22 protein-coding genes are annotated in these 25688 nt (G+C 65.2%); 8 read left to right on the top strand and 14 right to left on the bottom strand.

Annotation, left to right across the window (positions count from 1 at the left end):
* Positions 1-536: 536 nt before the first annotated feature.
* Positions 537-1457 carry an alpha/beta hydrolase gene (locus AL3_RS05390; protein ID WP_205054110.1) on the top strand — a complete coding sequence of 307 codons (921 nt, stop codon included), beginning with the start codon at positions 537-539 and terminating at the stop codon, positions 1455-1457.
* Between the two features lie 138 nt (positions 1458-1595).
* Here the strand turns inward: AL3_RS05390 and AL3_RS05395 are convergent, their stop codons facing one another.
* The 7 genes from AL3_RS05395 to AL3_RS05425 all read right to left on the bottom strand — a co-directional run bounded on the left by AL3_RS05395 (position 1596) and on the right by AL3_RS05425 (position 9435).
* Positions 1596-2387, bottom strand: a complete 792-nt coding sequence (locus tag AL3_RS05395; RefSeq protein ID WP_066297722.1) for an SDR family oxidoreductase — start codon at positions 2385-2387, stop codon at positions 1596-1598.
* A 57-nt stretch (positions 2388-2444) separates the two neighbouring features.
* Positions 2445-3407: an ROK family protein gene (locus AL3_RS05400; RefSeq protein WP_066297727.1), complete on the bottom strand. Its 963-nt coding sequence runs from the start codon at positions 3405-3407 to the stop codon at positions 2445-2447.
* A complete protein-coding gene (locus AL3_RS05405) occupies positions 3404-4912 on the bottom strand; it encodes a glycoside hydrolase family 3 protein (RefSeq protein WP_066297739.1) in 1509 nt (502 codons plus the stop codon). The genes AL3_RS05400 and AL3_RS05405 overlap by 4 nt, the downstream gene beginning before the upstream one ends.
* Entirely contained in the window at positions 4909-5775 is an 867-nt protein-coding gene (locus tag AL3_RS05410; RefSeq protein WP_066297741.1) for a carbohydrate ABC transporter permease, read from the bottom strand. The genes AL3_RS05405 and AL3_RS05410 overlap by 4 nt, the downstream gene beginning before the upstream one ends.
* Positions 5772-6749, bottom strand: a complete 978-nt coding sequence (locus tag AL3_RS05415; protein ID WP_066297748.1) for a carbohydrate ABC transporter permease — start codon at positions 6747-6749, stop codon at positions 5772-5774. Before AL3_RS05415 ends, AL3_RS05410 begins: the two co-directional genes overlap by 4 nt.
* Positions 6750-6843: 94 nt before the next feature.
* On the bottom strand, positions 6844-8202 hold the full coding sequence (locus AL3_RS05420) for an extracellular solute-binding protein (protein ID WP_066297752.1): 1359 nt from the start codon (positions 8200-8202) through the stop codon (positions 6844-6846).
* 57 nt (positions 8203-8259) lie between these two features.
* Complete coding sequence (locus AL3_RS05425) at positions 8260-9435, bottom strand: ROK family transcriptional regulator (protein ID WP_066297754.1); 1176 nt, start codon at positions 9433-9435, stop codon at positions 8260-8262.
* A 272-nt stretch (positions 9436-9707) separates the two neighbouring features.
* Between AL3_RS05425 and AL3_RS05430 the strand changes: the two genes are divergently transcribed.
* From AL3_RS05430 to AL3_RS05440, 3 genes are all read left to right on the top strand, one after another.
* Positions 9708-10829: an ATP-binding protein gene (locus tag AL3_RS05430; protein ID WP_066297756.1), complete on the top strand. Its 1122-nt coding sequence runs from the start codon at positions 9708-9710 to the stop codon at positions 10827-10829.
* Positions 10830-11561: 732 nt separating this feature from the next.
* The gene (locus tag AL3_RS05435; protein WP_066297758.1) at positions 11562-11864 is read left to right on the top strand and encodes a DUF4193 domain-containing protein; all 303 of its coding nucleotides are present in this window, start codon (positions 11562-11564) and stop codon (positions 11862-11864) included.
* Between the two features lie 209 nt (positions 11865-12073).
* Positions 12074-12715: a peptide deformylase gene (locus AL3_RS05440; RefSeq protein WP_066297760.1), complete on the top strand. Its 642-nt coding sequence runs from the start codon at positions 12074-12076 to the stop codon at positions 12713-12715.
* A 43-nt stretch (positions 12716-12758) separates the two neighbouring features.
* Here AL3_RS05440 and AL3_RS05445 read toward each other — a convergent pair whose 3' ends face one another.
* Positions 12759-14840 (bottom strand): S9 family peptidase, encoded by a 2082-nt coding sequence (locus AL3_RS05445; protein WP_066297764.1) that lies wholly within the window; start codon positions 14838-14840, stop codon positions 12759-12761.
* Between the two features lie 86 nt (positions 14841-14926).
* Between AL3_RS05445 and AL3_RS05450 the strand changes: the two genes are divergently transcribed.
* From AL3_RS05450 to AL3_RS05465, 4 genes are all read left to right on the top strand, one after another.
* Positions 14927-15814 (top strand): putative RNA methyltransferase, encoded by an 888-nt coding sequence (locus AL3_RS05450; protein ID WP_066297766.1) that lies wholly within the window; start codon positions 14927-14929, stop codon positions 15812-15814.
* 138 nt (positions 15815-15952) lie between these two features.
* Positions 15953-16471 carry an NfeD family protein gene (locus AL3_RS05455; RefSeq protein WP_306303024.1) on the top strand — a complete coding sequence of 173 codons (519 nt, stop codon included), beginning with the start codon at positions 15953-15955 and terminating at the stop codon, positions 16469-16471.
* A gap of 112 nt (positions 16472-16583) precedes the next feature.
* Positions 16584-17594 (top strand): SPFH domain-containing protein, encoded by a 1011-nt coding sequence (locus tag AL3_RS05460; protein ID WP_246168565.1) that lies wholly within the window; start codon positions 16584-16586, stop codon positions 17592-17594.
* A 216-nt stretch (positions 17595-17810) separates the two neighbouring features.
* Positions 17811-18158 carry an RNA polymerase-binding protein RbpA gene (locus AL3_RS05465; protein WP_066297768.1) on the top strand — a complete coding sequence of 116 codons (348 nt, stop codon included), beginning with the start codon at positions 17811-17813 and terminating at the stop codon, positions 18156-18158.
* A gap of 131 nt (positions 18159-18289) precedes the next feature.
* Here AL3_RS05465 and AL3_RS05470 read toward each other — a convergent pair whose 3' ends face one another.
* The 6 genes from AL3_RS05470 to AL3_RS05495 all read right to left on the bottom strand — a co-directional run bounded on the left by AL3_RS05470 (position 18290) and on the right by AL3_RS05495 (position 25668).
* Positions 18290-19018 (bottom strand): polyprenol monophosphomannose synthase, encoded by a 729-nt coding sequence (locus AL3_RS05470; protein WP_066297770.1) that lies wholly within the window; start codon positions 19016-19018, stop codon positions 18290-18292.
* A gap of 447 nt (positions 19019-19465) precedes the next feature.
* The gene (locus tag AL3_RS05475) at positions 19466-21106 is read right to left on the bottom strand and encodes an amidohydrolase (protein WP_066297771.1); all 1641 of its coding nucleotides are present in this window, start codon (positions 21104-21106) and stop codon (positions 19466-19468) included.
* 104 nt (positions 21107-21210) lie between these two features.
* Positions 21211-24072, bottom strand: coding sequence for a DEAD/DEAH box helicase (locus tag AL3_RS05480; RefSeq protein WP_066297773.1), 2862 nt, complete (start codon positions 24070-24072; stop codon positions 21211-21213).
* A gap of 92 nt (positions 24073-24164) precedes the next feature.
* Entirely contained in the window at positions 24165-24950 is a 786-nt protein-coding gene (gene tatC / locus AL3_RS05485) for a twin-arginine translocase subunit TatC (protein ID WP_066297775.1), read from the bottom strand.
* 47 nt (positions 24951-24997) lie between these two features.
* Entirely contained in the window at positions 24998-25297 is a 300-nt protein-coding gene (gene tatA, locus AL3_RS05490) for a Sec-independent protein translocase subunit TatA (protein ID WP_066297778.1), read from the bottom strand.
* A 32-nt stretch (positions 25298-25329) separates the two neighbouring features.
* Positions 25330-25668 (bottom strand): hypothetical protein, encoded by a 339-nt coding sequence (locus AL3_RS05495; RefSeq protein ID WP_083521475.1) that lies wholly within the window; start codon positions 25666-25668, stop codon positions 25330-25332.
* Between the last annotated feature and the right edge of the window lie 20 nt (positions 25669-25688).

The following is a 25688-nucleotide window of genomic DNA, read 5'->3' on the forward strand; positions in this document are numbered from 1 at the left end:
GCCGGAACCGCCGGAACTGCCGGAACTGACGGACCTGCCGGCCGGGGCCAGCCGGGAGGGTGCTTCCCGGAACGGAACGGGGTGGGCCCCGCTCTTCTTCAGGGTAGCCACGGGCCGGGCGTGCCAGAAGCGGCACCGCCAAATAGCCCGGTGGTGCCCGCGGATCCTAGTGCGGGCGGGCGCAGCGCCAGCCCCGCTGTCCGGACCGCGCGCAGTGGGCCGGGCCGGCCGGGTACCCGGCCTGGAAGCATCTGGCGGGATGCGGCACCGGACACAGCGGGAAAGTCGGATGCGGCACAACAGCCTGTGAAATCCGGCACCAGCAGCGCCGGAGCTTCGCTCTGCGCCGCGGAACCTGCGGCAGAGTGATTTCCGCCGCGCCCTAGCCTTAAAAAATGAAGATCCTGCCTTTGGCGGCAGCGGGGTTCATGGCTGGAGCTGTGGCAGCAGCCGGCACGCTTGCCGCAACTGCAATACACAGAGACCCACGGCCATCGGCGCTTTTTATCCGCGGAGTGTTTTCCAGCGGGGGAAAGGTGCAGCTCCGGACCCTGCGCAAGCACGTTCATGGAGGCGGCGTTAAAGCACACCGCGGCCTGAGCTATCTCGGGAAGTCCAAGCGTCCCAGCCTCGACGTTTTCCTGCCCGAAAATGCCGGCCGGAACCCGCTCCCCGTGGTGGTGTGGGTGCACGGCGGAGCCTGGATTTCAGGGTGCAAGGAGAACGTGGCACCCTATCTGGAAATCCTCGCCGGTCAGGGGTACGCCGTCGTCGGCGTCGGCTACTCGATCTCTCCGGAGGCCAACTATCCGCAGGCCGTGACCGAACTTAACGGTGCGTTGGCCTACCTGCGTGAGAACGCCGGGCAGTTTCACCTGGATCCGGAGCGGATCGTCCTGGCAGGGGATTCCGCGGGCGCCCAGCTGGCCGCCCAGCTCGGCCTGATCATCACCGACCCGGAATATGCCCGCAGCACCGGAGTCGTGCCGGCAGCCGCCCCCGGGCACCTCCGGGGCATGCTGCTGTTCTGCGGTGTCTACGATCTGAAGACCATGGCACGGCTGAAGGGACCGCTCGGCTGGGGATTCCGGACTGCCCTGTGGGCCTACACGGGAAGCAAGGACTGGTCCAACACGCCGGCGGCGGAGCATATGTCCATCGTCGACCATGTCGGCCCGGACTTTCCGCCGACGTTCATCTCCGGAGGCAACGCCGACTATCTCACGGACCAGCAGTCCAAGCCCCTGGCAGACAGGCTCGAAGAGCTCGGCGTGCAGGTTGTCCGCCGTTTCTGGCCCAAGAACCACAAACCTGCGCTGGGCCACGAATACCAGTTCAAGCTCCAGCTGACGGATGCCCGCCTGGCACTGGCCGACACGCTGAACTTCCTGGACGCAGTCACCGCCGGCCGGGCGGCGGAGCCGCGCCCTGCGAAGCACCTGCAGGCTGCCGCTTAGGGGGACGGGAAAAGCCGTTCGGCACCGGCCGTCCCTCGCACTGCCCTCCGGCAGGCACACCTGGTTCGTCCAGACAAATCGCCAATAAACTGAGCGGCGGCCGTATCCCTTTGAGGGGTACGGCCGCCGCTCAGGAAATTAGGACTGCCAGATGTCGTCGCCGCGCAGGGAGGCATCAGCGCCGCCGTCGCAGTAAATCGTCTGTCCGGCAAGGTGGGTGTTCTCTTCGCTGGCCAGCCAGGCGAGCAGACGGGCTATAACCACGGGTTCCGAATGCCCGTTCAGCGGCATGGGGACGTTCTCATCCACCATCTTGGCGCCTTCCGGCGTCGCGAGCAGTTCACGGGTCATCGCGGTCAGGACGGTGCCCGGAGCGACGGCGTTGAGCGGAATCCCGTTGCCGGCATACCGTTCGCTGATGGATTCCCGGCGGACCCAGCGGCTGAGGGCGCGCTTGCTGGAGGGGTAGTTCAGGTAGCCGATCTGGGGACCCTGGTCAGCCAGTTTCTGGCCGATCTGCCGTGCCATGGCCTCATCACCGGCAAGCAGGGCGTCCACGAGTTCGGGGGAGTTCGGCTGCAGGGATGCCATGGAGCTGACGACGACGGCGCGCGGCGCCTCACTGCGTGCCAGTACGGGGGTGAGCCGGTCCAGGAACTCGGTGACGCCGAAGAAGTTCACGGAGACGGTCAGGGGGATGGGAGCTGAGATGCCGGCGCAGGCAATAACAGCGTCAATGGAGCCGCCTGCGGCTTCCAATGCGCGGTCGGCGGCGATCTGCCGTCCTTCGGGAGTGCTGAGGTCCGCCTCGACGTCTGCGTTGCGCAGATCGACGCCGATGACTTTGTGGCCGCGTTCCCTGAGCAGTTCAGCGGTGGCTGACCCAATGCCGGAAGCGGACCCTGTGACGATATAAGTACGTGTTGTCATACTTCGAGCCTACTCCCGCCCCGGGCATGGTATAGGGGGGGTGGGGCGGGCAGCAGGCTAGGTTGCGGGCTGGGTCGAAACCGCCAGCGGAGTGTCTGCTCCGGCAGCCCTGGAGCGGCCGCCGATGAGCGCTGCCCCGACGGCTGCTGCCGGGAAGCTGCGCGGCAGCAGGTTCACGCTGCTGGACAGATCGAGTGAGGCAATGAACCTGGAGTCAGCGGCGGTTTTGTCCAGGCTCCTGCGCACACCTGCCAGCAGCGGTGCCCCCAGGGCGCTCAGGCCTCCGCCGATGACGACGGTTCCCACGCCCGCGCTGAGGGCCAGGATCCGGACGGCCGCGGCCGCGCCGTCGTACAGATCATTGAGCACCCTGATTGCTGCCGGATCGCCGCTCTCCGCGGCGAGGGCAAGGCCGAGGGCCGGCAGGGCCTCGCCGGAGGGCCAGGAGCGTGCAATGGCCGAGCCGGAGGCAAGGGTTTCGAGGCAGCCACGCTGTCCACAGGGGCAGAGCAGGCCGTTGGGCCTAATGGGAATATGGCCGATCTCACCGGCCGCACCGTTACTTCCGCGCCAGATCACGCCGTCGCTGACCAGGCCGGCGGCGAGGCCGGTTCCGAGGTTGAGATACGCCATCAGCCCGGCACCTTGGACTGTTCCGGCACCCAGCCACTTGTGGGCTCCCAAGGCGGCGGCGTTGACATCGTTTTCAATGTGGACCGCCGTGCCCATCCGGTCGCTCAACACCGGCCCGAGCGCCAGCGACTCGAAGCCCAGGTTCACGGCGTGGGAGACGGTCCCCGTGCTGTGATCCACATGTCCCGGGATCCCTGCTCCGATCGATTCGAACGCGCCGAAGGGCAGGCCGCAGGCCCTGCGGACTTCTTCGGCTGCCTCCATGACGGAGCTGACCACTGCGGCAGCGCCGTAACCGGTCGGTACCGTGCAGCGGTGCACAACCCCGCCGTCGTCAGCGGCTACTGCCTCCGTTTTCGTCCCGCCGATGTCTATGCCGAGCCTCATTGCGCACCCTGCGGAAGACCCTGGGTGAGCAAGCCCATCAGCGCGGCGCTGACGAGGCGGGACGCACCGAAGGTGCAGACATCTGCCGGGTCACCGTCAACAGACGGCCAGCCCATCTCGACGACAATGAGGTCTGCGCCGCTCCGACGCAGCTCAGCGATCAGCTGCAGGCTCTGCTGGTGCAGATGAAGGTTCCGCCCCACCAGGGCCAGCCGGCTGCCGGCAGGGGGAGAGGGCAGGCCTTTGCCAGGGTCAACGATGCTGACCCCGGTGGCCGGCTCTCCGGTCCGGTCGAGCGACGCCGGCCCCCAGGGGACGTTGCCCACGGCCTGGTTGGCGGTGCTGGAGATTTGATGAAGCTCGAAGGGCTGTGTGCTGTTGCTCAGCCAATCCTTCGCCGTGCCGTTCAGGCGGAAGGCGGCAGCGGCCTGAGCGGCGCTGACAAGCAGGTCAGGGTCCAGGCCGGGCAGGCCGTCTCCGGCCTGGGCATCCCGGGGGAGAAGGTCAAACAGGCGGGCGGACCTGCTGCACGCTTCCTCAAGCCGGCTGAGCTGAAGCTCCCCGGCACGCAGGGCCTCAAGTACTGCGGCAACAACGGCGTTGTACTCCGCTTCGCTCGTTTCAGAGCCGAGGCACAGCAGATCACATCCGGCCGCCAGGGCACGGACGGCGGCTGCAGGTATCCCGGTACCGCCGCTGGCGCCCCGCATATCCAGGGCATCGGTCATGATAACCCCGGTGAAGCCGAGCTGCTCCCTGAGCAGGCCCTGGAGAATGGATGGCGAAAACGTCGCGGGACGGTCCGGGTCGAGGGCGGGCACCAGGATATGGGAGGTCATGACCGCGGCTGTTCCGGCGGCGATGGCAGCTTCGAATGGTTTCAGCTCGCGTTCAGCGAGAACAGCCAGTTCAGCATCGACGGTTGGCAGTGTCAGGTGTGAGTCCTGGGCGGTGTCGCCGTGGCCCGGGAAGTGTTTGGCGCAGGCAGCTACGCCCGTGGACTGCAGCCCCTGCACCCAGGCCGCTGAGTGCTCAGCGACCAGCGGGACGTTATCCCCGAAGCTGCGGACCCCAATGACGGGGTTGTTGGGGTTGGAATTGATGTCTACGGATGGAGCGAGGTTCAGGGTGCAGCCGGCGTGGCGAAGCTCGCTGCCAATCGCCGCTGCTGACGCGTAGGTCGCTGCTGGGTCGTCCAGGCGGCCGAGGACAGCGTTGCCAGGGTGGGGGGATCCGGCGCCGTAGTGAAGCCGGGTGACGTCCCCGCCCTCCTCATCAATGGCAATGACCGCGCCGGGACGTGCTGCGCGGATGGCGCCGGTCAGCTCGCGCAGCGCTTCGATTGATTCAATGTTGCTGCCAAACAGGCAGACTCCGGCAAGTCCTTCCTCGAGTTCCACAGCAAGCCACTCCGGCAGCCGGGATCCGGCGAAACCGGGAAGCAGGGTTCCTCTGACCAGCGCCCGGAGGTTTCCGGTTTCATGATCTTGGCGGGTAACGGTCATCCTTTTACTGCACCTCCGACCAAGCCGCTGCTCATCCGGCCCTGGACAATCAGGAAGAAAATGATCACCGGCACGGCAACCAGCGTGGACGCTGCCATCACCTGCCCCCAGTCGGTTTCCCGGCTGGCACTTGACTGCAGGAATCCCCGCAGCCACAGCGGGATTGTTTTGCTTGAATCACTGGTCATCACCACCAGCGCCACGGTGAACTCATTCCAGGCCTGCAGGAAAGCATAAACTCCTGAAGCAATCAGACCGGGTGCCAGCAGCGGGAACGTAATCCGCAGAAAAGCCTGCGTGCGCGTCAGGCCGTCCACCATGGCCGCCTCTTCGAGTTCCACCGGTATGCCGGTTACGAATCCCCGAAGCATCCAGATGGTGAACGGGACCACAGCCGCTATGTAGAGAACGCTGATACCCAGCACTGAATTAAGCAGGTCTGCGCTGGCCATCATTTTGTACTGGGCGATGAACAGGCCTTCCGCGGGCAGCATCTGCACCAGCAGCAGAGCAAGCACAAATCCCTTCCGGCCCCTGAACCGGAACCGGCTGATGGCCAGCGCGCCAAAGAAGGCGAAAAGCAGGCAGCAGACGACGGTGATGGAGGTAACGGCCAGGCTGACGCCCAGTGCCGAGAAGAAGCTCCCGGAGGCAGTCACGGCCACAAAGTTGTCCCAGGAGCCGCTGAACGGAACGAAGGTGGGGGTGGCTGACTGCAGGGTGACGTTCGGAAGGAACGCTGAGTTGAGCATCCAGTAAACCGGGAAAGCCCAGCATGCTGCTGCGAAAACTGCTGCCGCGCTCCAGAGGACCGTTGAGATCCTGGGGGGCCGGCGCCGGGTGGTTCCGGTAAGCACGCTCATGCCGCACCGTCCTCTCGAATCATTCTGCGCACATAGAACCAGCTGATGCTGAGGGTCAGCAGGAGCATAAAAATTGACACTGCGCTGGACATGCCGAAGTCTCCCGACCCGGTTCCCAGCTGATGGATGTAGGTGCCCAGCAGGTTTGTTTCGCTGGGAACGGATCCCACGTCCTGGAGCAATCTGATCTGGGTAAAGACCCTGAGGTCCCAGATGACCTGCAGCAGCATGACGATCGCCAGGACCGGCCGGATCATCGGGATCATGATGTGGACCAGCCGCTGCCAGCCCGTTGCCCCGTCCAGCTGGGCCGCTTCCAGGACTTCGTCCGACACCTGGGTCAGCCCGGCATAAACGCTGAACGCGACGAAGGGCACGCTCATCCAGATCACAATGACCGCCGCCACCAGATAGAAGGTGAGCGGAGCAGCCAGCCAGTTGAATCCCTGGAAATTCAGCCCTGCCTCAGTCAGCAGCCAGTTCACGATGCTCCGACGCCAGTCAAAGAGCCAGATCCAGACGGTCATGGCCGCAACAACCGGCATGGCCCAAGCCAGCAGCAGGGCGATCTGCAGAATGTTGCGGATGACCTTATGGACCCTTTTCATCAGCACGGCCAGTGCTATGCCGACTGCCATGGTGCCGCTGGCACAGACCAGGCAGAAGAGAAGTGAGCGGGCAACGACTGCCCAGGTATAGCTGTCGGTCAGAAGCTGGATGTAGTTCTGCAAACCCACAAACTCAGGTGGTTGTCCGAACTGCTGGGCCAGGCCGAACTCCTGCAGCGAGGTGACGATCTGCCAGGCCAGGGGGTATCCCATGGCAGCTGCCAGGACCAGGACCGCGGGGATCAGGAGAATGTACGGTGCGGACCAGCCACGGCGTGGCCTGCGGCGGGAACGCCGCCCGGGGGCTGCAGCCGGTGTGGTTGCAGAACCCGATGTGGCAACAGGCGGGGTATGGACAGTTGTCACAAACCTGCCTCCTTCTGAGTTCGAGCTGAGTTCGACGGAAACTGTGCGCGGTGCCGGGGCGTCCCGGCACCGCGCTTGTACTGCTCTGCTGCAGTTAGCTGTTGGCGTTCAGCATGGGCGTGATTTTCGCGTCGTATTCTTCAGCCAGCGACTTGAGGTCGTCCGTGGTGGCGATTTTGCCGAAGAACTCTTCGAGGATGGAAGCGCCTTCCACAGCAGCCCAGCCGGGTGCGGCGGGGGTCAGCTTGGAATTCGATGCAGCCTCGATCGCGGTCTTGGCGAACTGGTCGTCGCCGAGACTGGAGACGTAGTTCTGGTTGCCGGGGCCGAGTCCGGCACCACCAAGCATGGTCTGGTATTCCTCGGAGAAGATGATCCGCAGGAGTTCCTTCGAGAGGTCCTGGTTCTTGGACGCTGCCGAAATACCGATGTTCGAGCCGCCGGCGAAGACCGGAGCGGGCTTGCCGTCATTGCCCGGAAGAGCGAAGGCGCCGAAGGTCTCATCGTTCCAGACACGTGCGGGCTTGCCGTCCTCGCCGGTTCCGAGATCACCGATGGACCCATTGGCCCACCCCGGTGCCATGATCGTGGCAGCGGCAAGGGACGTCGTCCCCGTGGGGTTGCCTTTTTCGTCCAGAATCTCGTCCGCGTCGTTGATGTAGAGCCAGGGGGTGATGTCCTTGGCGTCCGCGGGTGCCTTGGAAGCGTTCCGGTAAATTCCCTGCAGCTGTGTCAGGCCGGTGATCGTCTTGGGATCGGAGAGGGTGGAGACCCACTGGTCACCGTCCTTGCGGGCCAGGTCACCGCCGTTGGCGAATACCCAGGAGATACCGTTGCGCCAGTCCTGGCCGCCAAGGAAGAATCCGGAGAAGTTCTCGATTCCGCGGGGGTTCGCGCTGGCCAGGTCCTGGACGGCGGTATTGAATTCGTCCAGCGTCTTAGGCTGCTCAATGCCGGCTTCGCTCCAGAGGTCCTTCCGCTGGAACATGTAGCGGGATCCGAAGTAGTAGGGCAGCGTGTAGTTGGCGCCCTCCACTGCACCGACTTCAACGAATGACTGCAGGAGGTCATCACCGCCGAGTTCGTCGTACATATCCGAGATATCTGCGAACGCTCCGACGTTGGTGAAGGTGGGGGACTGGGTATTACCCAGTTCGACGACGTCGGGAGTGTTGTTCGCGTCGGGCAGCGAGGTCGTGAGTTTGGTGACAATGTCACCCCAGGACTGTTCCTCGATGACCAGGGTGGCGCCGGTTTTTTCCTGGAAGGTTGTTTTCAGGTAGTCACGGAGCTCGTCATTGGTGTCACCGCCAGCCAGCCACAGTGTGATTTCCTTGCCGGCGTCAGCAGAGGCATCGCTGCTGGGCTGGGTTTCCGTTCCGCCGGAGCCACAAGCCGCCAGCATCAGCGCCGAGGCCGTGGCAAGAGCCAGGACTTTGTACGGTTTTTTCATTTGAAGCTTCCCTTTCGTCATTGAAATACCGGGTGACCAATCGGTTGGAGACCCGGTTCAGGCAACTCCAAGTTGCGCTGAAAGGACCATCACTGCTGCTCCGCGCAGGACGATGTCCTGGCCTTGGGTGGATCTCCGGAAGCTCACGCCGCTGGTGAATTCCGCCAGCGTGCGCTTCTGGAGTGTTTCGGCGGCCGCATCAAGCAGCGGACCGTCAAAGAGGTGGGAAGGACCGCTGAGGACTACCTCTGAGAGGTTCAGCGCTCCGACTATCGGGGCCAGGGCAATGCCCAGCCGTTGGCCTGCTTCACTAAGAACAAGGTCCCGCTGGCTGCCCGTCCTGCCTGACAGGGCCGCCTCAAGGTTGGGGACTGACAGCCAGGTTTCGAGGCAGCCGATTTTTCCGCAGATACAGCGGGCTCCGCCATCCGTGCCCACGGTGACGTGCCCGATCTCGCCTGCAGCGAACCGGCTGCCCAGCAGCGGGCGGCCTCCGACCACCAGGCCGGAACCAACACCGTGACCGATCTTGATCAGCATGAGGTCATTTGAGGGATTGGAGAATGTGGTCTCGGCCAGCACGGCAGCGTTTGCGTCATTGGCTATCGTGACCGGCAGGCCGGAGGCTTCGGACAGGACCGCCCTCAGATCAAGGTCGAACCAGCCCAGGTTGGGGGCGGACTGGATGACTCCATGGGCATCTACGATTCCGGGGGAGCCGACGCCGATGCCGAGCACGGGAGCAGTCGCCAGCTCGAGGGTCTGTTGCAGGAGACGGAGAGTTTCCTCGACAGTGCCTTTGCCACGGCCGGCGGCGCGCTCAATTTCGCTGCGTTCCAGGACGTTGCCGTCCAGGTCCAGCACCGCGCCGCGGAAGACCGAATGCTCTGCCAGGTCGAGACTGACGATCTGCAGGCCATCCCGGTTGATGTCCACGAGCATCGCCGGTTTGCCGGGCCGGGAACCCTCGCGGTGTCCGCGTTCAACCACGTATCCGTTGGCGATCAGCTCCGCCACGAGGTCCGACGCCGTAACCCGGGTGAAGCCCAGTTCCCTGGCCAGGTCTGCCCGGCTCAGCTCCCCGGCCCGGTACAGGGTCTGCAGCACCAGTGCCAGATTATGGCTTCTTGCATGCCCGGGCAGCGCCCTCGACTCAGGCTGGAAGCCAGGGCGGGAGAGCCGTGAGGTGGCTGGCGCCGCAGGGGACCCTGCCTTGGTTTCGGGGAGCAACATGTTTGAAAGTATGGTTTACAAACAAACTCCTGGCAAGAGGTTTTCGGGTACAAGTTTTGAGGGCATCTTGAACCGTGAAATGACGGGATCCCGCCAGCGTGTTAGCTGCGTGGGAGAGGAGGGCTGAGGTCTGTAAAGGGGCAGGAGCCAGGTGTTAACCCGGTGTTTGGTTGCCTGCTGCCGGGCTCTAGGCAGCTCGGCTTCGAGGAGCTAGCATCTTCATAAGATTCATAAGATTCATAAGATTCACAGAGACTCACCAGGAGCTTTGAGTGGAGAACCCTTTTCGGCCGACTGCCGGAGCTGCGCCGCCTGATCTGGTGGGCCGCGGGGGAGTCCTGGATGAGTTCGCCTATGGCCTGCAGATAGGTTCGGGCGCGCCTGGACTCCTGACTATTTTCACCGGGGCCCGTGGCATCGGCAAGACCGTCATGCTGGGAGCGGCGGAGGATCTGGCGCTCCAACGTGGCTGGGCGGTCGTATCCGAGACGGCAACCCGGGGATTTGTTGGGCGCATCGGCGAGTCCATGCGCAGACTGGCGGAGGAATTGGGGGAGGGGCCGGCCGGCCGCCGGGTCACGGCAATGTCAGTGGCGGGTTTCTCCGTAACCACCCAGCTGGCACCGGAAGCGCAGGTCCACTGGCGCGCCCGCGGCACCGAGCTGCTCCGGTTGCTGGCAGAGCAGGGAACAGGCCTGGTCATCACGGTGGACGAGATTCACGCTGCCGACCGCACTGAACTATCCCAGCTTGCTGCTGACGTACAGCACTTCATCCGGGAAGGGCTTCCGATAGGGCTCATCTTCGCCGGGCTTCCCGCAGCTGTCTCCGACCTGCTGAACGAGGGGGTGGCAACGTTTCTCCGCCGTGCCGACCGCATTGACCTGCACGCCGCCTCCATCAGTGAAGTTGAGCGCTCGTTCCGTGAGACCTTTGCACGCGCAGGCATACCGCTTGGTGCCGGCCTTGCCGGTGACGCCGCCGCAGGAACCGGAGGGTATCCCTTCCTCATCCAGCTGGTTGGCTATTTTCTGTGGCAGGAAGCCGAACGGATGCCAGGTGAGCTCGATGGCGCCGCCGTCGGGCGTGCGGTCAAAGCGGCTCGACGGCGCAACGAACGGGTGGTTATCGAGGCAGCCCTTTCCACCGCCTCGGGCAGGGACCGCGAGTTCCTGCAGGCCATGGCCGAAGATCCGGGACCTTCCTCTGCCGGCGATATCGGTGTGCGTACCGGGATGCGCTCAAACCTGGTGGGCAACTACCGCACCCGACTGATCGCCGCCGGCCTCATCGAACCCGCGGGGTATGGCCGGGTGGACTTCGCCATTCCCGGACTGCGGGAGTATCTGGCCGTTGAGCCGAACCGGCATGCCGGACCGAACACTCGAGGCTGAGGATTGGCGCCTGACGGGCAGTGTTCCTGCCGGAGCCGGCTTCGGCAGAAACACTGGCACGCACGGTCTCCGGAACGGGCCCCGGAGGAGTCGTACCGGCTTCGCGTGCAGGGGGACTGCCAGCGCCGCATAGCCAGCCGCTTCCAATCCTCTAGTTGACATAATGTGGATTATCGGCGCAAAGGATCAGTACCTGAAAGTGGCTCACGTCACCCCCGGGCTGGCTTTGTACCAACCTCTGGATAGCCGCCTTTTCTCCTGCTTCGGCAAGGAGCTGACGCCGTAAAAGTCTGCCGGCAGGAGCCCTGGTGTCCGCCGGAAGTTTCCAGGCAGTGGAATCTGCGAAAGGACCTTACGTGTTTTTGCTCTCGCCCGCGGCGGGGCCGTCCGCCGATTTGAGTTGACATAACTCCCCCGCAGGGCGGCCGGCCATGATTGTCAGCTTTACATAACGTCCACCTTCCCCAGCGGGAACATTTCTACACGCTGGGCCGTTATACCGGGCGTTGACCTGCAGCTGGACAGTTTCGTACCTTCGGAAGCCCATGGCCGGATCTCCCGGCAAACCACCCGGCATCCGTACCGGAGGCATCCGGGATGCCGGCTGGTCACAGGACAAGCCTTATTCGGACCAATATGGCCAACAGAGAAGCGCCGTTTGGTGTGATCGGCCGCTTCGCCTATATGATCTACGCTCGAACCCCCCACAATTTCAGGAGAAAAGCACTACAAATGGCTACCGATTACGATGCCCCGCGCGTCAAGGAAGAAGATCAGCCCACCGACTCGCTGGAGGGGCTGAAAGCCCAGCAGCGCGGCGGAGCGATGACGGCGGTTATCGATGTCGAAGAGTCTGACGCCATCGATGGCTTCGACCTGCCGGGCGCTGACCTTTCGGGTGAAGAACTGCTGATCAAGGTCGTTCCGGCCCAGGCTGACGAGTTCACCTGCATGTCCTGTTTCCTGGTCCGCCACCGTTCGCAGGTGGCACGGGAAAAGAACGGCGAAAAGTACTGCGTGGACTGCGAGGGCTAGCAGCTCTCCCCCGGCACTCAGCGCAGCAAATCAGCACATGCGCCAAATCAGCACAGTGCACCAAACCAGGCCCGAGGCAGAAATGCCCCGGGCCTGGTCTGTTTCCGGAAGTTTTTCGTCTGCCGTCCGGTCTCACCGGACGGGAGACGGCGGCGGCAGCCGGACGGCAGCCCGGCGGCAGGAAACGCTGCGCCCCTTAGGATGGATCCGTGATCTTTGAACCCGGTCCGGCCGAATCCACTGCCGCCATCCGCAGCCTTGTCCTGCCCCTGCTGGAACATGATGTCGTTCCCATCGTCCAGCTCGGACACCCTGTCCTCCGCCGCCGGGCCGTCCCGTTCGAGGGTCAGCTGGCGCCGGATGAACTGGCGGCCCTGGTGGAACTGATGCGGAGGGTAATGCACCACGCTCCCGGTGTGGGGCTGGCCGCCCCGCAGATCGGCATCCCGCTGCGCCTGGCCGTGCTGGAGGACGGGTTCGTCCCCGATCCCGAGTCAGCCGAACTCAGGGAGCGGTCTCCGCTGCCGTTCTTCACCATCCTGAATCCCCGCTACGAACCGCTCGATGACCGTACCGCCTCGTTTTACGAGGGCTGCCTCTCGTTTGAGGGCTATCAGGGCGTAGTGGTCCGCCACCGTTCGGTTGCGCTGGATTACGACGACGAAGCCGGCGTTGCCCGCCGGCGCGAGTTTCACGGGTGGCCTGCCAGGATCGTCCAGCATGAGACAGACCACCTCAACGGCGTTGTTTATGTGGACAAGGTCCTCACCCGGTCACTGTGTGCCAACTCTGAGTATCACCGCTGGGCCGCTCCGGGGATCAGCGAAGCCCAGCGCGGGCTGGGTTTCTAGCCCGCGCTGGGCACCTGGGCATCTGCCCCGGAAGCGATCCGGGCTAGACGCCGGCTGTGGCCGGTTCGCCGTCGTCGGCCATTGATTCCGCCGCGGAGTTTGCCGGGGTGGGCAGCCAGCGTGCCCACCAGTCCAAGATGTGCTCGAACCGCTGGCGCCGGTGCCAGGGAGTACCGGACCGGGACAGCTCGTGGTTTTCCCCGGGGAACAGGAGAAGCCCGGTGGGGATATTCCGGAGCTTCAGCGCCGTGTAATAGCGCTGCGCCTGCTCCACCGGGCACCGCAGGTCCTCTTCGGAGTGGACCACGAGGGCCGGGGTCCGGACCTTGTCCACCTGTGCGAACGGACTCTGCGCGAGCACCCGGTCCGGATCATTGCCGGTGTAGGCCTCGGAGAAGAACCAGCCGATGTCCGAGGATCCGATGAAGGAAAGCGGATCCAGGAAACCGCGCTCGACGACCGCGGCAGTGAACCGGTGGTCCTGGGCGATGGTCCAGGCGGTCAGGTAACCGCCGTAGGAGCCGCCCATCACGCCCAGCCGCCCGGAATCGAGTTCCGGGTGGGACGCAAGCACGCCTTCGAGGAAGCCCAGGACATCCTGCAGGTCAACCGTGCCCATGGCCTCCTTGATGGCACGGCCGTGTTCCTGGCCATAGCTGGCGGACCCGCGGGGATTGCACATCACCACGGCATAGCCGGCAGCGGCATAAATCTGCGCCTCGTCGAAGAGCCCCCACCCGTACTGGGAGAACGGGCCGCCATGGATATTCAGCAGCACCGGATGCGGGCCCTCGCCCGCCGGCACCACCACCCAGCCGTGCACCGGGTAGCCGTCTGCGGAACTGTGCGTTTCTTCCTGCAGCGGCTGCACGGTTGTCCCGCTGTGCAGCGCGGCGGAGAAGTCCGTCAGTACCCGGAGATTCCCTGGCGACGCGGGATCAACGGCGGCCACGTCGCCGGCAGTGTCCTGGTCCGTGAACGTCACGACGACGGCGCCCGAATCCGCTGCGGCGGCACCGGTGACCACCCGCGGGCCTGAGATCAGGGTGCTGACGGTGCCGCGGGCCTGCACCCGCAGCAGTTCACTGCTGCCCCGGCTGAGATTCAGCACCAGAACCGCATCAGCGCCATCGGGAACGATCCCGCCGCCGGACAGGTCCATGGTTGCGGGATCGGTCAGCCGGACGGCGGAGGCGGGGTCCAGGGCCGGCGCAGCATAGAGAGCGGTGTTGCGGGCAACAAAGTCCAGGCCGGATTCCGTGAGGTCCTGGGCCAGGTAGTAGAGCCATTTCCCGTCGAGGCTCTGGGCCGGATCGGACGCGGCGAGCCGTGTCCCGGTCCCGAGGTTGCTCAGGCGCAGCGGCTGTCCCCCGCCCGTGGCGGGGATGGCGTAGACATCCGTCACCAGGTCGGTATCGGCCTCCGGATGCAGGGCGGCCGAAAACAGCACGTGAGTGCCGTCGGCTGAGAACACCGGGTTCTGCACATCTGCATCGAAGCTCGTCAGCTGCAGGATCTCCGGCAGGCCGTTGCCGCCGTTGACGCCGGGAGTTCCGGCGTCAACAGCGGCGCGGCCGGCCGGCTTGATGAAGGGCTCATCCGTGAGTCCCGGCACGGTCAGTACAAACGCCTGGACGCGCTTGTCCCGGGAGTACCCGGCGCCGTTCATCCGGTAGTTGAAGGTGGTAATCAGCCGGGGATCCTCTGCGCCCGGGGATACGCCGTCGACGGTGCCGTAGCGGCCGTGCTCCGGTTCGCGGGAGGAAAACACGATCTTGGTGGAGTCGGGCGAGAAGCGGAACCAGGACACCCCCAGCCGGCGGTCGGTCAGCTGCACCGGCTCGCCGCCTCCTGCCGGCATGGCAAAGAGCTGTGGGCGCTCCCCGGGGCCGGAGCGTAGAAAAGCAAGGATTGCCCCGTCAGGCGAAAAGCGGGGTGCCGCGTCGTTGAAGCCGCGGGTTATCCGCTGCGGTTTCCCGCCATCGAGGCGAACGTTCCACAGCTGCCCCACATAGGCATCGGCGGAAAAGTCAGGCCGTTGGACGGAGACGACGGCGCGGCTGCCGTCAGGATGGAAGGCCGGTTCGGAGACAGAGTTCAGGAGATCCAGGTCACTTGGTTTCACGGTTCCGAGCTTAGCAAGGCGGCGCCGGCGCCTTCACCGGCGGGTACGGGGCGTACCGGTGGGAATCCGCCGCCTAGGATTGGGGTATGCCCTCCCGAAACCGACTGCTGCTGACCTGCCCTGTTTGCCAGGACGCACTCCTCCCACACCGGGAGCGGAAGCAGCTGGGTTGTCCTTCCGGGCACCGTTTTGACGCGGCACGCCAGGGATACTTCAATCTCCTCACCGGAGCGGGCACCAAATTCCAGGCAGACACCGCGGACATGGTCCAGGCGCGGTCGGACTTCCTGGCAGCCGGGCACTACCGCCCGCTTGCCGAGGGCGTCGCTGCCCTGGCAGGGGCGGCTGGATCCGCCCCCGTGCTCGTTGATGCCGGGGCAGGCACCGGCTACTACCTCGCCGAAGCCGCGCGGGCGCTGGATGCTTCCGCCACGGTTGCGCTGGACATTTCCAAGTTCGCCCTGCGCCGTGCGGCCAAGGCCCTCCCCCATGGATACGCGCTGGTGTGGGACGTCTGGCGCCGGCTTCCGTTGGCCGACGACGCGGCAGACGCCGTGCTGAACGTGTTCGCTCCGCGGAACCCGGAAGAGTTCCACCGGGTCCTGCGCCCCGGTGGAATCCTCGTCGTCGTCACTCCCCTGCCCGGGCACCTGCGTGAAATCAGATCGCTGGGCGGGCTTCTCGGTATCGGCCCGGAAAAAGAGGACCGGGTGGCCGGTTCACTCGGTGCGGGCTTCGCCCTGGAGCGCAGCCAGCACGTGGAATACACCATGTCACTGACCCGCTCCGACGTCCGCAATGCAGCACTCATGGGTCCTTCCGCCCACCACCTCGACCCGGCAGCCCTGGAGGCAGCGCTGGACGCAGCAACGTTCCCGTGCAGCGTCAGCGCGGCGTTCGCGCTGCAGCGGTTCCGCGCCGTGGAATCCGGCGGTGCGCAGTTGACGAGGGACGACGCCGGCCCCGGCAACTGACGCGCCGTTACCGGGCCGCCTAGGTAATGGGCTGAAGATCAGGCAGAATAAGCCAAAAGCCTGCATATACTCCTCCGCCCGCAGCCGGTCGGCCAGCAACTCCCGGCACGGGAACGGGTGGAGCCGGAGGGAAGCATCATGCAAGAAGTGTACGAATGGCTCGTGGCTTACGGCTGGGTGGTCTGGCTGGTTCTTTTCCTCGGCCTCGCTGCCATTGAGACCCTGACCCTGGATCTCTTCTTCGCCATGCTCTCGGCTGGCGCCCTCGCGGCCATGCTCACGGCAATCCTGTCCGCCCCCCTGTTCCTCCAGGTGGTGGTTTTCTCCGTAGTTGCACTGCTCATGATTGTCCTGGTCCGCCCGGTGGCCCTTAAACACCTGAATATGGGCACCCGCGACCAGCGCTCCAACATCGACCGGCTCATCGGCGAAGCGGCCGTGACGCTGGAACCGGTTGGTTCCCGCACCGGAACCGTCAAGATCGGCGGGGATACGTGGACTGCCCGCTCGGGTGACGGCTCGCTTCTGCCCGCGGGTGAACAGGTATCCGTGACGAGGATCGAGGGGGCCACGGCAGTCGTGGAGCCCCTGCGTCCCGCCGGAGGCTCAGAAACCGCCGGCCCCTTCGGCCAGGACGACGGGCTGACCGGGCGCTGACAAACCTAACCTGTCCGGAAGGTGCAGCCCTCCGGACACCGGCCGCCGGTTTCGACCGGAGGCAAATATCAGGCAGGACCGCCAAGGATCCCGCCGCAATGCAAGGGGGAATATGAACAACACCATCGTTCTGCTGATCATCCTGGCCGTCCTGGTCATTTTTGTCCTGGTCGTCCTGGTTAAGTCCATTCGGATCATTCCGCAGGCGCGTGCCGGGGTTGTTGAACGCCTCGGTAAATACCTGCGCACCCTGAACCCTGGCCTGAACATCCTCATTCCCTTTGTGGACCGGCTGCTTCCGCTGCTGGACCTGCGCGAACAGGTGGTCTCGTTCCCTCCGCAGCAGGTGATTACGGAGGACAGCCTGGTGGTGTCCATCGATACGGTGGTTTACTTCCAGGTCACGGACGCCAGGGCGGCCACTTACGAAATCGCCAATTACATCCACGCGGTTGAACAGCTCACAACCACCACGCTGCGCAACGTCGTCGGCGGATTGAACCTCGAAGAAGCGCTCACCTCCCGCGACCGCATCAACGGCCAGCTCCGCGGTGTCCTCGATGAGGCGACCGGACGCTGGGGCATCCGTGTCTCGCGGGTTGAGCTCAAAGCGATTGAGCCGCCCCTGTCCATCCAGGATTCCATGGAGAAGCAGATGCGGGCGGAGCGCGAACGCCGCGCGACCATCCTGACGGCCGAAGGTACCAAGCAGTCACAGATCCTCACCGCAGAGGGCCGCCGGCAGGCGGCCATCCTGGCGGCGGAAGGCGATGCCAAGGCTGCGATCCTGCGGGCCGACGGCGAATCCCAGGCAATCCAGAAGGTCTTTGACGCCATTCACAAGGGCAATCCGGACCAGAAGCTCCTCGCCTATCAGTACCTTCAGACCCTGCCGAAGCTGGCGGAGGGCAGTTCCAACAAGGTGTGGATCATTCCGAGCGAGCTCGGGGAGGCACTGCGTGGGGTGGGTTCCGCGCTCGGCGACTTCCTGCCGGACATCAAGGGCGGCTCGGGCCATGCACCCGCCGGACCGGTCCCAGCCGCGGAATCCGGTGCCGGCGTTGCTGGCAGCGTTTCGCCGCAGCCCGCAAAGCCGCTCGGCGGCGAAGAGCCCGCCCCGTAGTCAGCGGTCACGGGCTTGGCCTGCTGCCGGTATAATTGACTGTTTGCCGGGTTCGGGCGGTTGATCCGTTGTGCCGGGAACAGGATCTGCAGCGAGGGCGTTGTACCTGACGGGCCTGTTTGTGCGGCAAGAGGATTTTTAGCGGCTGTGCTCACGCGCAGCGGGCACTATGGATGGACCTTCACGGGTCCTTCGAAACTGATTTAGGGAGAAGAAATGAGCGATCGTAGCCTTCGGGGTATGCGTCTGGGTGCGCAGAGCATGGAGACGGAATCCGGTGTGGAGCCGGCTCCCCGCCAGCGTGTCGAGTACCGCTGCGAAGACGGCGAACGCGTGTTCGTGACCTTCGCCGCGGAAGCGGAAGTTCCTCCGGTCTGGGTTTCCAAGACCGGCAAGGAAGCGCTGCTGGTGGATGGCGAGAAGCCGGACACGAGCAACGAAAAGCCCGTCCGCACCCACTGGGACATGCTGCTCGAGCGACGCAGCATTGAAGAACTCGAAGTCATCCTCCAGGACCGCCTGGACAAGCTGCGGGAACGCCGCGGCGAGCGTACAGCTTCCTAACGGAACACCGCGCATCGGAGATCTGTTGGTCTGCGGCGCGGGCGCCCTGAACGATATCTGAACAACAACAAAGGGCCGGCTGCCAGAAATGGCAGCCGGCCCTTTGTTGTGTCTGCTAGCTGTTGTGTCTGCTAACCGCGGCCGGTCAGCTTCTGCCACCGGGCGGAGAGGCCCCACTTGGTAACGTTGGACATCGCCTCGAAGACGATGTTTCCGCTCATCTTGGAAGCACCGAACTCGCGCTCCACGAAGGTAATGGGGACTTCCTGGATGGTCATACCGAGACGCGCCACCCGGAACGTCATGTCCACCTGGAAGCCGTAGCCGACGGATTCAACGGCCGCGAGGTCCAGCCGTTCCAGCGTGCTGCGGCGGAAGGCGCGGTAACCGGCGGTGATGTCACGGACCCGGATGCCCAGCATCAGCCGGGAGTAGGTGCTCCCGGCACGGGAGAGAAGCTTGCGGTGCAGCGGCCAGTTGACGACGGAGCCGCCCGGAACCCAGCGGGATCCGATAACCAGGTCGGCTCCGGCCTTGGACGCTTCCAGCAGCAGGGGGAGCTGTTCCGGCTTGTGGGAACCATCGGCGTCCATTTCCACCAGGATGTCGTAGCCGTTCTCCAGGCCCCACCGGAAGCCGGCAATGTATGCCGCGCCCAGACCTTCCTTGCCTTTGCGGTGAAGGACGTGGACCTGCGGGTCGCGTGCCGCCTGTTCATCGGCGTAGGCGCCGGTGCCGTCCGGGCTGTTGTCGTCCGCAATCAGTACGTCGGAGTCCGGGACCGCAGTCCGCAGCCGCTGGAGGGTCTTGGGCAGCGACTCGATCTCGTTGTAAGTGGGGATGATGGTCAGGACGCGCACGCAAAGGGCCTTTCAACGGACACGAGCCGCGCTGCTCGCGGCTCGGAGGGCTGCCGCACCGGCGGCAGAATTACCAGTATATGGGACCACCTGTGGAGTTCCGGTTCCGGGATCCGGCACCTGCAGGCAGGCAAAGGGGCGGGTTCCGCCGTCTTCGGGCCAGTCCCGGGAATCCCGGACCTGTTTTCTACTGACGGATGAACCCACCCCAGTGTGTTGCAACTGATGACCCCGCACCAAAATGGGCGGAAGGTCCATCAACCCCCCACGCACGCGTGCTCGGGCCGTGGCAGCTCCAGACCGGCCTGGGCCGGTTCGGACTGCGGTCTCCCTAGACTACGTGCTGAGCGGAAAGTGTCAACACGCTGCTGACTAGGTCAAACTGCATATCCGCAGGTCAGAGGCACAATTCGTGGTTCGCGGGCACCGGAAATATTTTTCGGGTACCTAACTGAAATCGGCTGCGCGGTAGAGTTCCTCGCCGTGGTGCACTGTCTGCAGGCACCGTGGAAGTGTATCGGTATCCAGTGCCGGAAGCAGGGGTGTTCCCGCGCGCGGATCCGTGCTCCAGGAAGCCACGGAGGCATCCGGAGTCTGGACCATCAGCTCATCGGCCTCCCACACGGCAAAGGATGCCGGGGTGCCCGGTGCGAGCTGGCCCAGCATCGGATTGCCGGTTCCCGCGGCCCGCCATCCGGCCCGTGTGTGCGCGATGAAGGCGGCACGTGCAGATATCCGCTCCTGCGGGTTGGAATGCATCACGGCGGCCTGCACCGCGCGCCAGGGATCCAGTGCCGTGACGGGCGCGTCCGAGCCGAACACCACCGGGACACCCGCCGACAGCAGGGATGCGTACCGGTTCATGCTGCCGCTGCGGGAGCCGAGGCGCTGGGAGTACATCCGGTCGGGGCCGCCCCACATCGCGTCAAAGACTGGCTGCATGCTGGCCGTGACCCCGAAACGCACCAGGTCGGCGATCGCGGCGTCGTCGCTGAGTTCCACGTGCTCCAGCCGGTGGTGGGCGGCGCGGACGGCGGACTCCCCCACGGCGTCGGCGGCGAACCGCAGTGCGCTGATGGCTGCATCCAGGCCGGCGTCACCGATCACGTGGAAACCTGCCTGAAGACCGGCACGGGTGGCCAGTTCCAAATGCCGTCCTGCGTCGTCGACGCTGAGGTACAGGCTGCCGGACGTTTCCGGGGCGTCCGTGTACGGCTGGCGGAGCGCTGCGGTCCGGGCGCCCAGGGAGCCGTCGATGTTCAGGTCCCCGCCCAGTCCGAGGAGCTGTCCGCCGAACATTTCTGCCAGCTCTGAGAGTTCGGCTTCACTGCGCACCAGCTGCCCCCAGTATGGAAGGACCTGGGGCGCCGGGCCGGCTCCGAGGCTGCCCTCCAGACCCAGGAGCTGCCGCAGGTCCTCCGCTGGAACGATGTGCGGGGCCGCCATTTCCGCCACGGCAACGATTCCGCGCGAGGCCGCCAGGTTCAGGGCAGAGCGCTGATAGCCCGCCCGTTCGGAGAGACTGAGGTTCCGGGAAACGGTGCGGGCGGTGTCATGGGCGCCGCGGATGACGAACCCGTTGTCCCAGCCGTCCATGCCGTCCAGGCGCAGCTCCGCAGCCAGCGTCCCGGAGACTACCGCACAATGGACATCAGCCCGGGCCAGGTAGACCCGGCGCTGGCCGGACGCGGCATCCAGCTCTGCAGCCGTTGGCACGCGGCCCTCCGGCCAGCCCGATTCGTCCCAGCCATGCCCGGTGATCAGGCCCGGCGTCCTGCGGGATGCTGCAGCGACGGCGTCGAGCAGTTCCGTGAGCGACCGCACCGCGGAGAGGTCCAATGAGGTTTCGGCGAGGCCGGCCTCAGTCAGGTGGACGTGTGAATCCACGAAGCCCGGCGCGGCCAGCGCACCGTGCAGGTCCACCACCCGCATGGTGGAGTCCTGGATGGAGGTCGCAGCCTGCTCTGAACCAACCCAGGCGATGGTTCCGCCGTCCACAAGCATGGCGGTTGCGAAGGGGTCGGCGGAACTGTAGACAGAACCGTTGCGGTAAAGGGTCAGGCTGTTTGCCGGGGCCGTGGTGTTCAAGGACTCACCTGTTCTTCTTTTCGTGCAGATGGAACCGCCCTTTTGAGCGGGACCGGTATATGCCGGCAGCGGAGGGTGCTGCAGGGACTCATCATTGACGGGGACTATTCGCTGACGGCGGAGTACGCGACGACGCCGCGCCGGATCAGCTCGATGGCTTCGCGGCAGCGGCGGCGCAGGGCATCGGGAATCTCCGGGACCTTCGCCAGCTGGTCGATCAGATCGATCACCTGCTTGGACCAGCGCACGAAGTCGCCGGCCGCCAGTTCCGTGCCGCTGAGCGCCACCTGGAGGTGCTTGCCGTTGACCCACTTGTACATCGGCCAGACGAGCCCGAGCTCCGGCTCACCGGTCAGCGGCAGTTTCTCCGCCTCCTCGATGTCCGTCAGTTCCGACCACTGGCGGATGAGGATGTCGACGGCGCCGTCCAGCACTGCGCTCGGCATCCGCGGACGGAGGCCGCGTTCTTCACGTTTGGGCTGGTACACCAGTGCCGTGGCCAGGCATGCCAGCTCCACGGCGTCGACGTCGTCGAACGCGCCGCGCTCGAGTCCGAGGGCCGCCAGCAGGTCTTTTTCGCCGTAGATCCGGCGCAGCTTGTTCCCAGCCGGTGTTACGTGCGGAACGCCGTCGGCGTCCGGGGCGACATAGCCGTAGTGGGACAGGACACCGCTCACCCGGTCGAAGGTCTTCGCAATGGTGTTGGTGCGTCCCCGGATCTGCGCGGAGAGGTTGTCCGTTTCGCGCCGCAGCTTCCACCAGCGTTCGGCCCAGCGCGCGTGTTCCTCCCGGTCACTGCAGCCATGGCACGGGTGGGCGCGCATGCGCCGGCGCAGGTCGGCGATGGCCTTTTCCTGGGCTTCGCTGCCGGCCGCGTGCAGGGAGGCTCCCCGCCCGCCGGCCGGCCGGGGCGGGCGGTGCTCGCGGAGCGCGTTGCGCAGCGAGGATGCAAGGTCCCGGCGGTCCTTGGGTGTGCGGGCATTGAATGATTTGGGGATGCGGATCTGGGAAACAACGTTCACCGGGCCGTCCAGGTCCTGCACATGGAGGCGGCGGATCTGCTTGTCCTCGGTCAGGATGGACGGGACAGGTTCGCGGCCGTTGGTGTCGGTGCTCAGGACGACGGCGTAACCGGGGCTGCGGCCGCCGGGGACGTCAACCACGTCGCCCGGCCGAAGTGTTTCCAGCGAAGCCGCGGCGGCACTGCGCCGGTTCTTCGCCTTGGACCGTGAGGCCGTGTGCTCCAGGTCGGAGAGCTGCCTGCGCAGTGCGGCGTATTCGCCGAAGTCGCCCAGATGGCAGGTCATCGCCTTTTCGTAGCCGGCGAGCGATTCTTCGCGTGCGCGGACCTGGCGTGCCAGTCCCACGACAGACCGGTCGGCCTGGAACTGGGCGAAGGAGGACTCCAGGATCTCGCGGGCGCGGCTGCGCCCGAACTGGGCAATGAGGTTGATGCTCATGTTGTACGTGGGTCGGAAGGATGAGTTCAACGGATAGGTGCGCCGCGACGCAAGGCCCGCTACGGCAGCCGGGTCGGTTCCCGGCTGCCAGAGGACCACGGCATGGCCTTCGACGTCGATCCCCCGCCGTCCGGCGCGGCCGGTGAGCTGGGTGTACTCCCCCGCCGTCACGTCCACGTGGGCTTCGCCGTTGAACTTGTCCAGCTTTTCGAGCACCACCGAGCGGGCGGGCATGTTCACGCCGAGTGCAAGGGTCTCGGTGGCGAACACGGCACGGACCAGCCCTGCGGCGAACAGCTTTTCCACCACCTCCTTGAAGGTTGGGAGCATACCGGCATGGTGGGCGGCAAAACCGCGGATCAGGCCTTCACGCCAGGTCCAGAAACCAAGCACCTCCAGGTCATCCTCCGGAATGTCCTGGCTGGCTTCATCCACCATCCGCGCGATGACCCCGCGTTCCGATTCGCTGGTCAGCGTGAGGCCGGCGTCGACGCACTGCCGGACGGCGGCGTCGCATCCGTTCCGCGAGAAGATAAACGTGATGGCAGGCAGCAGCCCGCGCTTGTCGAGCTGGGCGATCACCTGGGGCCGGGACGCCCTCGGTGTGCGGGTCAGGGTGCCGCCCGCGCCCGAAGCGCCGCTGCCCCGGGACTGGCTCCGTGCCTGGCTCCGGCCACCCGGGCCGGAGCGTCCGCTGCCCCAACGGGCGCGCTGGTTCAGGCGGGACTCCGCGCGTGCGAGTTCCTGCAGCTCTGGATTGACCTTGAACCGGTCCTTGATCCCGGCGGACCCGTCGGAGTCTTCGGCAGCTTCGTCGAAGGAGACATCAGTGGCGAAGAGGTCGAGGATCTCCCGGCCCACCATAACGTGCTGCCACAGCGGCACTGGCCGGTGTTCGGTGACCACCACGTCGGTATCGCCGCGGACGGTGTCCAGCCAGGCCCCGAACTCTTCGGCGTTGGAGACCGTGGCGCTGAGGGAGACCAGCTGCACGTCGGACCGGAGGTGGATGATGACTTCCTCCCACACGGCTCCGCGGAACCGGTCCGCCAGGTAGTGGACCTCGTCCATCACCACGTAGCCCAGGTCATCGAGGGTTTCAGAGTTCGAATAGAGCATGTTCCGCAGGACTTCGGTGGTCATCACCACCACCGGGGCGTCGGGGTTGATGCTGGTGTCACCCGTCAGCAGCCCAACGTTCTCCGCGCCGTAGGAGGCGGACAGCTCAACAAATTTCTGGTTGCTCAGGGCCTTGATCGGTGTGGTGTAGAAAGCCTTGAGGCCCCGCTCCAGTGCCATATAGACGGCGAACTCACCTACGACCGTCTTTCCGGCGCCGGTGGGCGCGGCGACCAGGACGCCGCGGCCTGCTTCCACTGAGCGGCAGGCTTCCAGCTGGAAAGGATCGAGGTCGAACCCCAGGGACTGTTCGAAGACTCCCAGATGGGTCCGTGCGTGGCCGGTTCGTTCTTTGGCGGCAAGATACCGCTCAGACGGGGAAGTCATATATCCAGCCTAGACGCTGTGGAGTCAATGGACTGACTCACCGGTTCCTGCCTCCTGCCGCGCTCCCCGGAGGGGCGGAGGCAGGAGGCAGGCTACAAATCCTCCAGCGATGACGCCTTGTCCGCGTCAGCTCCAACCGCGGCTTCCCGGGCGGCATTCCGCCGGGCCCGCCGCTTGTCGTTGAGGAAGCACAACCCCACGGCCACCGCGAAGAGCACCAGGAGCGGCGCCGCAAGATAGAACATGCTCAGCGCGTCTCCGCCGGGGGCTGCCATAGCCGCGAAGAGGCAGATGATGAAGACGGTGATCCGCCAGTACTTCACGATGGTCCTGCCGGGGAGCAGCCCGAGCAGGTTCAGGCCCACCATCACCACGGGGATCAGGAACGCTATTCCAAAGGCCAGCAGCAGCCGCAGGACGAAGGCCAGATAGACCGAGGCGGTAATGACGTTCGCCGCGCCCTCCGGCGTGAAGTCGGTGAGGACTCCGACGGCGTTGGGCAGAATCAGCCAGGCAAGCCAGACGCCTGCCAGGAAGAGCGGGACGGCGGCCGCCAGGAAACCCAGCGCGGCGCGGCGCTCCTTGGTCTTCAGGCCGGGGGTGATGAACGCCCAGAGCTGATACAGCCAGAAGGGGCTGGAAACCAGCAGGCCGATGAAGACCGAGACTTGGATCATCTGGTCGAAGGAGGTGGCCACGCCGTCGAAGTTGATTGTGGCGAGGCGCCCCTCCTGCTCCGAGAGTTCCCGGACCGGACGGGTCAGTTCGTTAAAGACGGGCATGTAGAGGAAAAATCCGCCTACCGTGCCCAGAACGATGGCGATGGCCGCCTTGAAGAGCCGGTTGCGGAATTCCCGCAGATGATCCTTGAGGGCCATCCGCCCCTCAGGGTTGGATTTGCGCCCTCTTGTCAGCGCCACTGCCACTACGGATTGGTGGGCGGATTACCGGTGCCGGAACTGGTGCCTGACGGCGGGGTCTGTCCGGTCTCGGGGCCTGGGTTCCGGGTGGGGGCAGCCGGGGCCGGGTTGTTCACAACGCGGCCTTCGACGGGTTCCCCGTCAGCGGTGCCGGTTGTATTCTCGTCCTTCATCTGGCGCACCTCGGACTTGAAAATCCGCAGGGACTGTCCAACGCTGCGGGCGAGCCCGGGCAGCTTTGGCGCACCAAAAAGCAGGATCGCAATAACAATGATGATGACAATATGCCAGCCTTCTAGGCGCATGCCGGTGTCCTTTCGTTTGACGTTATTTTATGTCAGAGCCCGGGGATATCGCGCCACGCGCGCGGTTGTCCCCGCAGGCGCCGGCGTTCCACCCGGCGTTCGCGCCGGGCATCCTTCCGCTGTGCCTTGCCCTCTTCATACCGGCGGCGTGCTGCCTCCGGGTCCTCGAAGATGGCCGGCCCGCGGGTGCCTGCTTCCTCCGGTGCTGCCGGAGTTGGGGCGGGCGTGAAAGACAGCCGGGATCCGGCAGCCTGGACTTCGCTGAGCACTGCCATGAACCGGCGGAAGATCCGGTAGCCGATCAGGGCATAGAAGAGCAGGGCCACCGCTGTGAGGGCAACCCATATCAATATCCACGACCACCAAGGCATGGTTCCAGCATAGATGAGGT

It is taken from the genome of Arthrobacter luteolus NBRC 107841 (assembly GCF_001552075.1).
Lineage (GTDB): Bacteria > Actinomycetota > Actinomycetes > Actinomycetales > Micrococcaceae > Arthrobacter_B > Arthrobacter_B luteolus.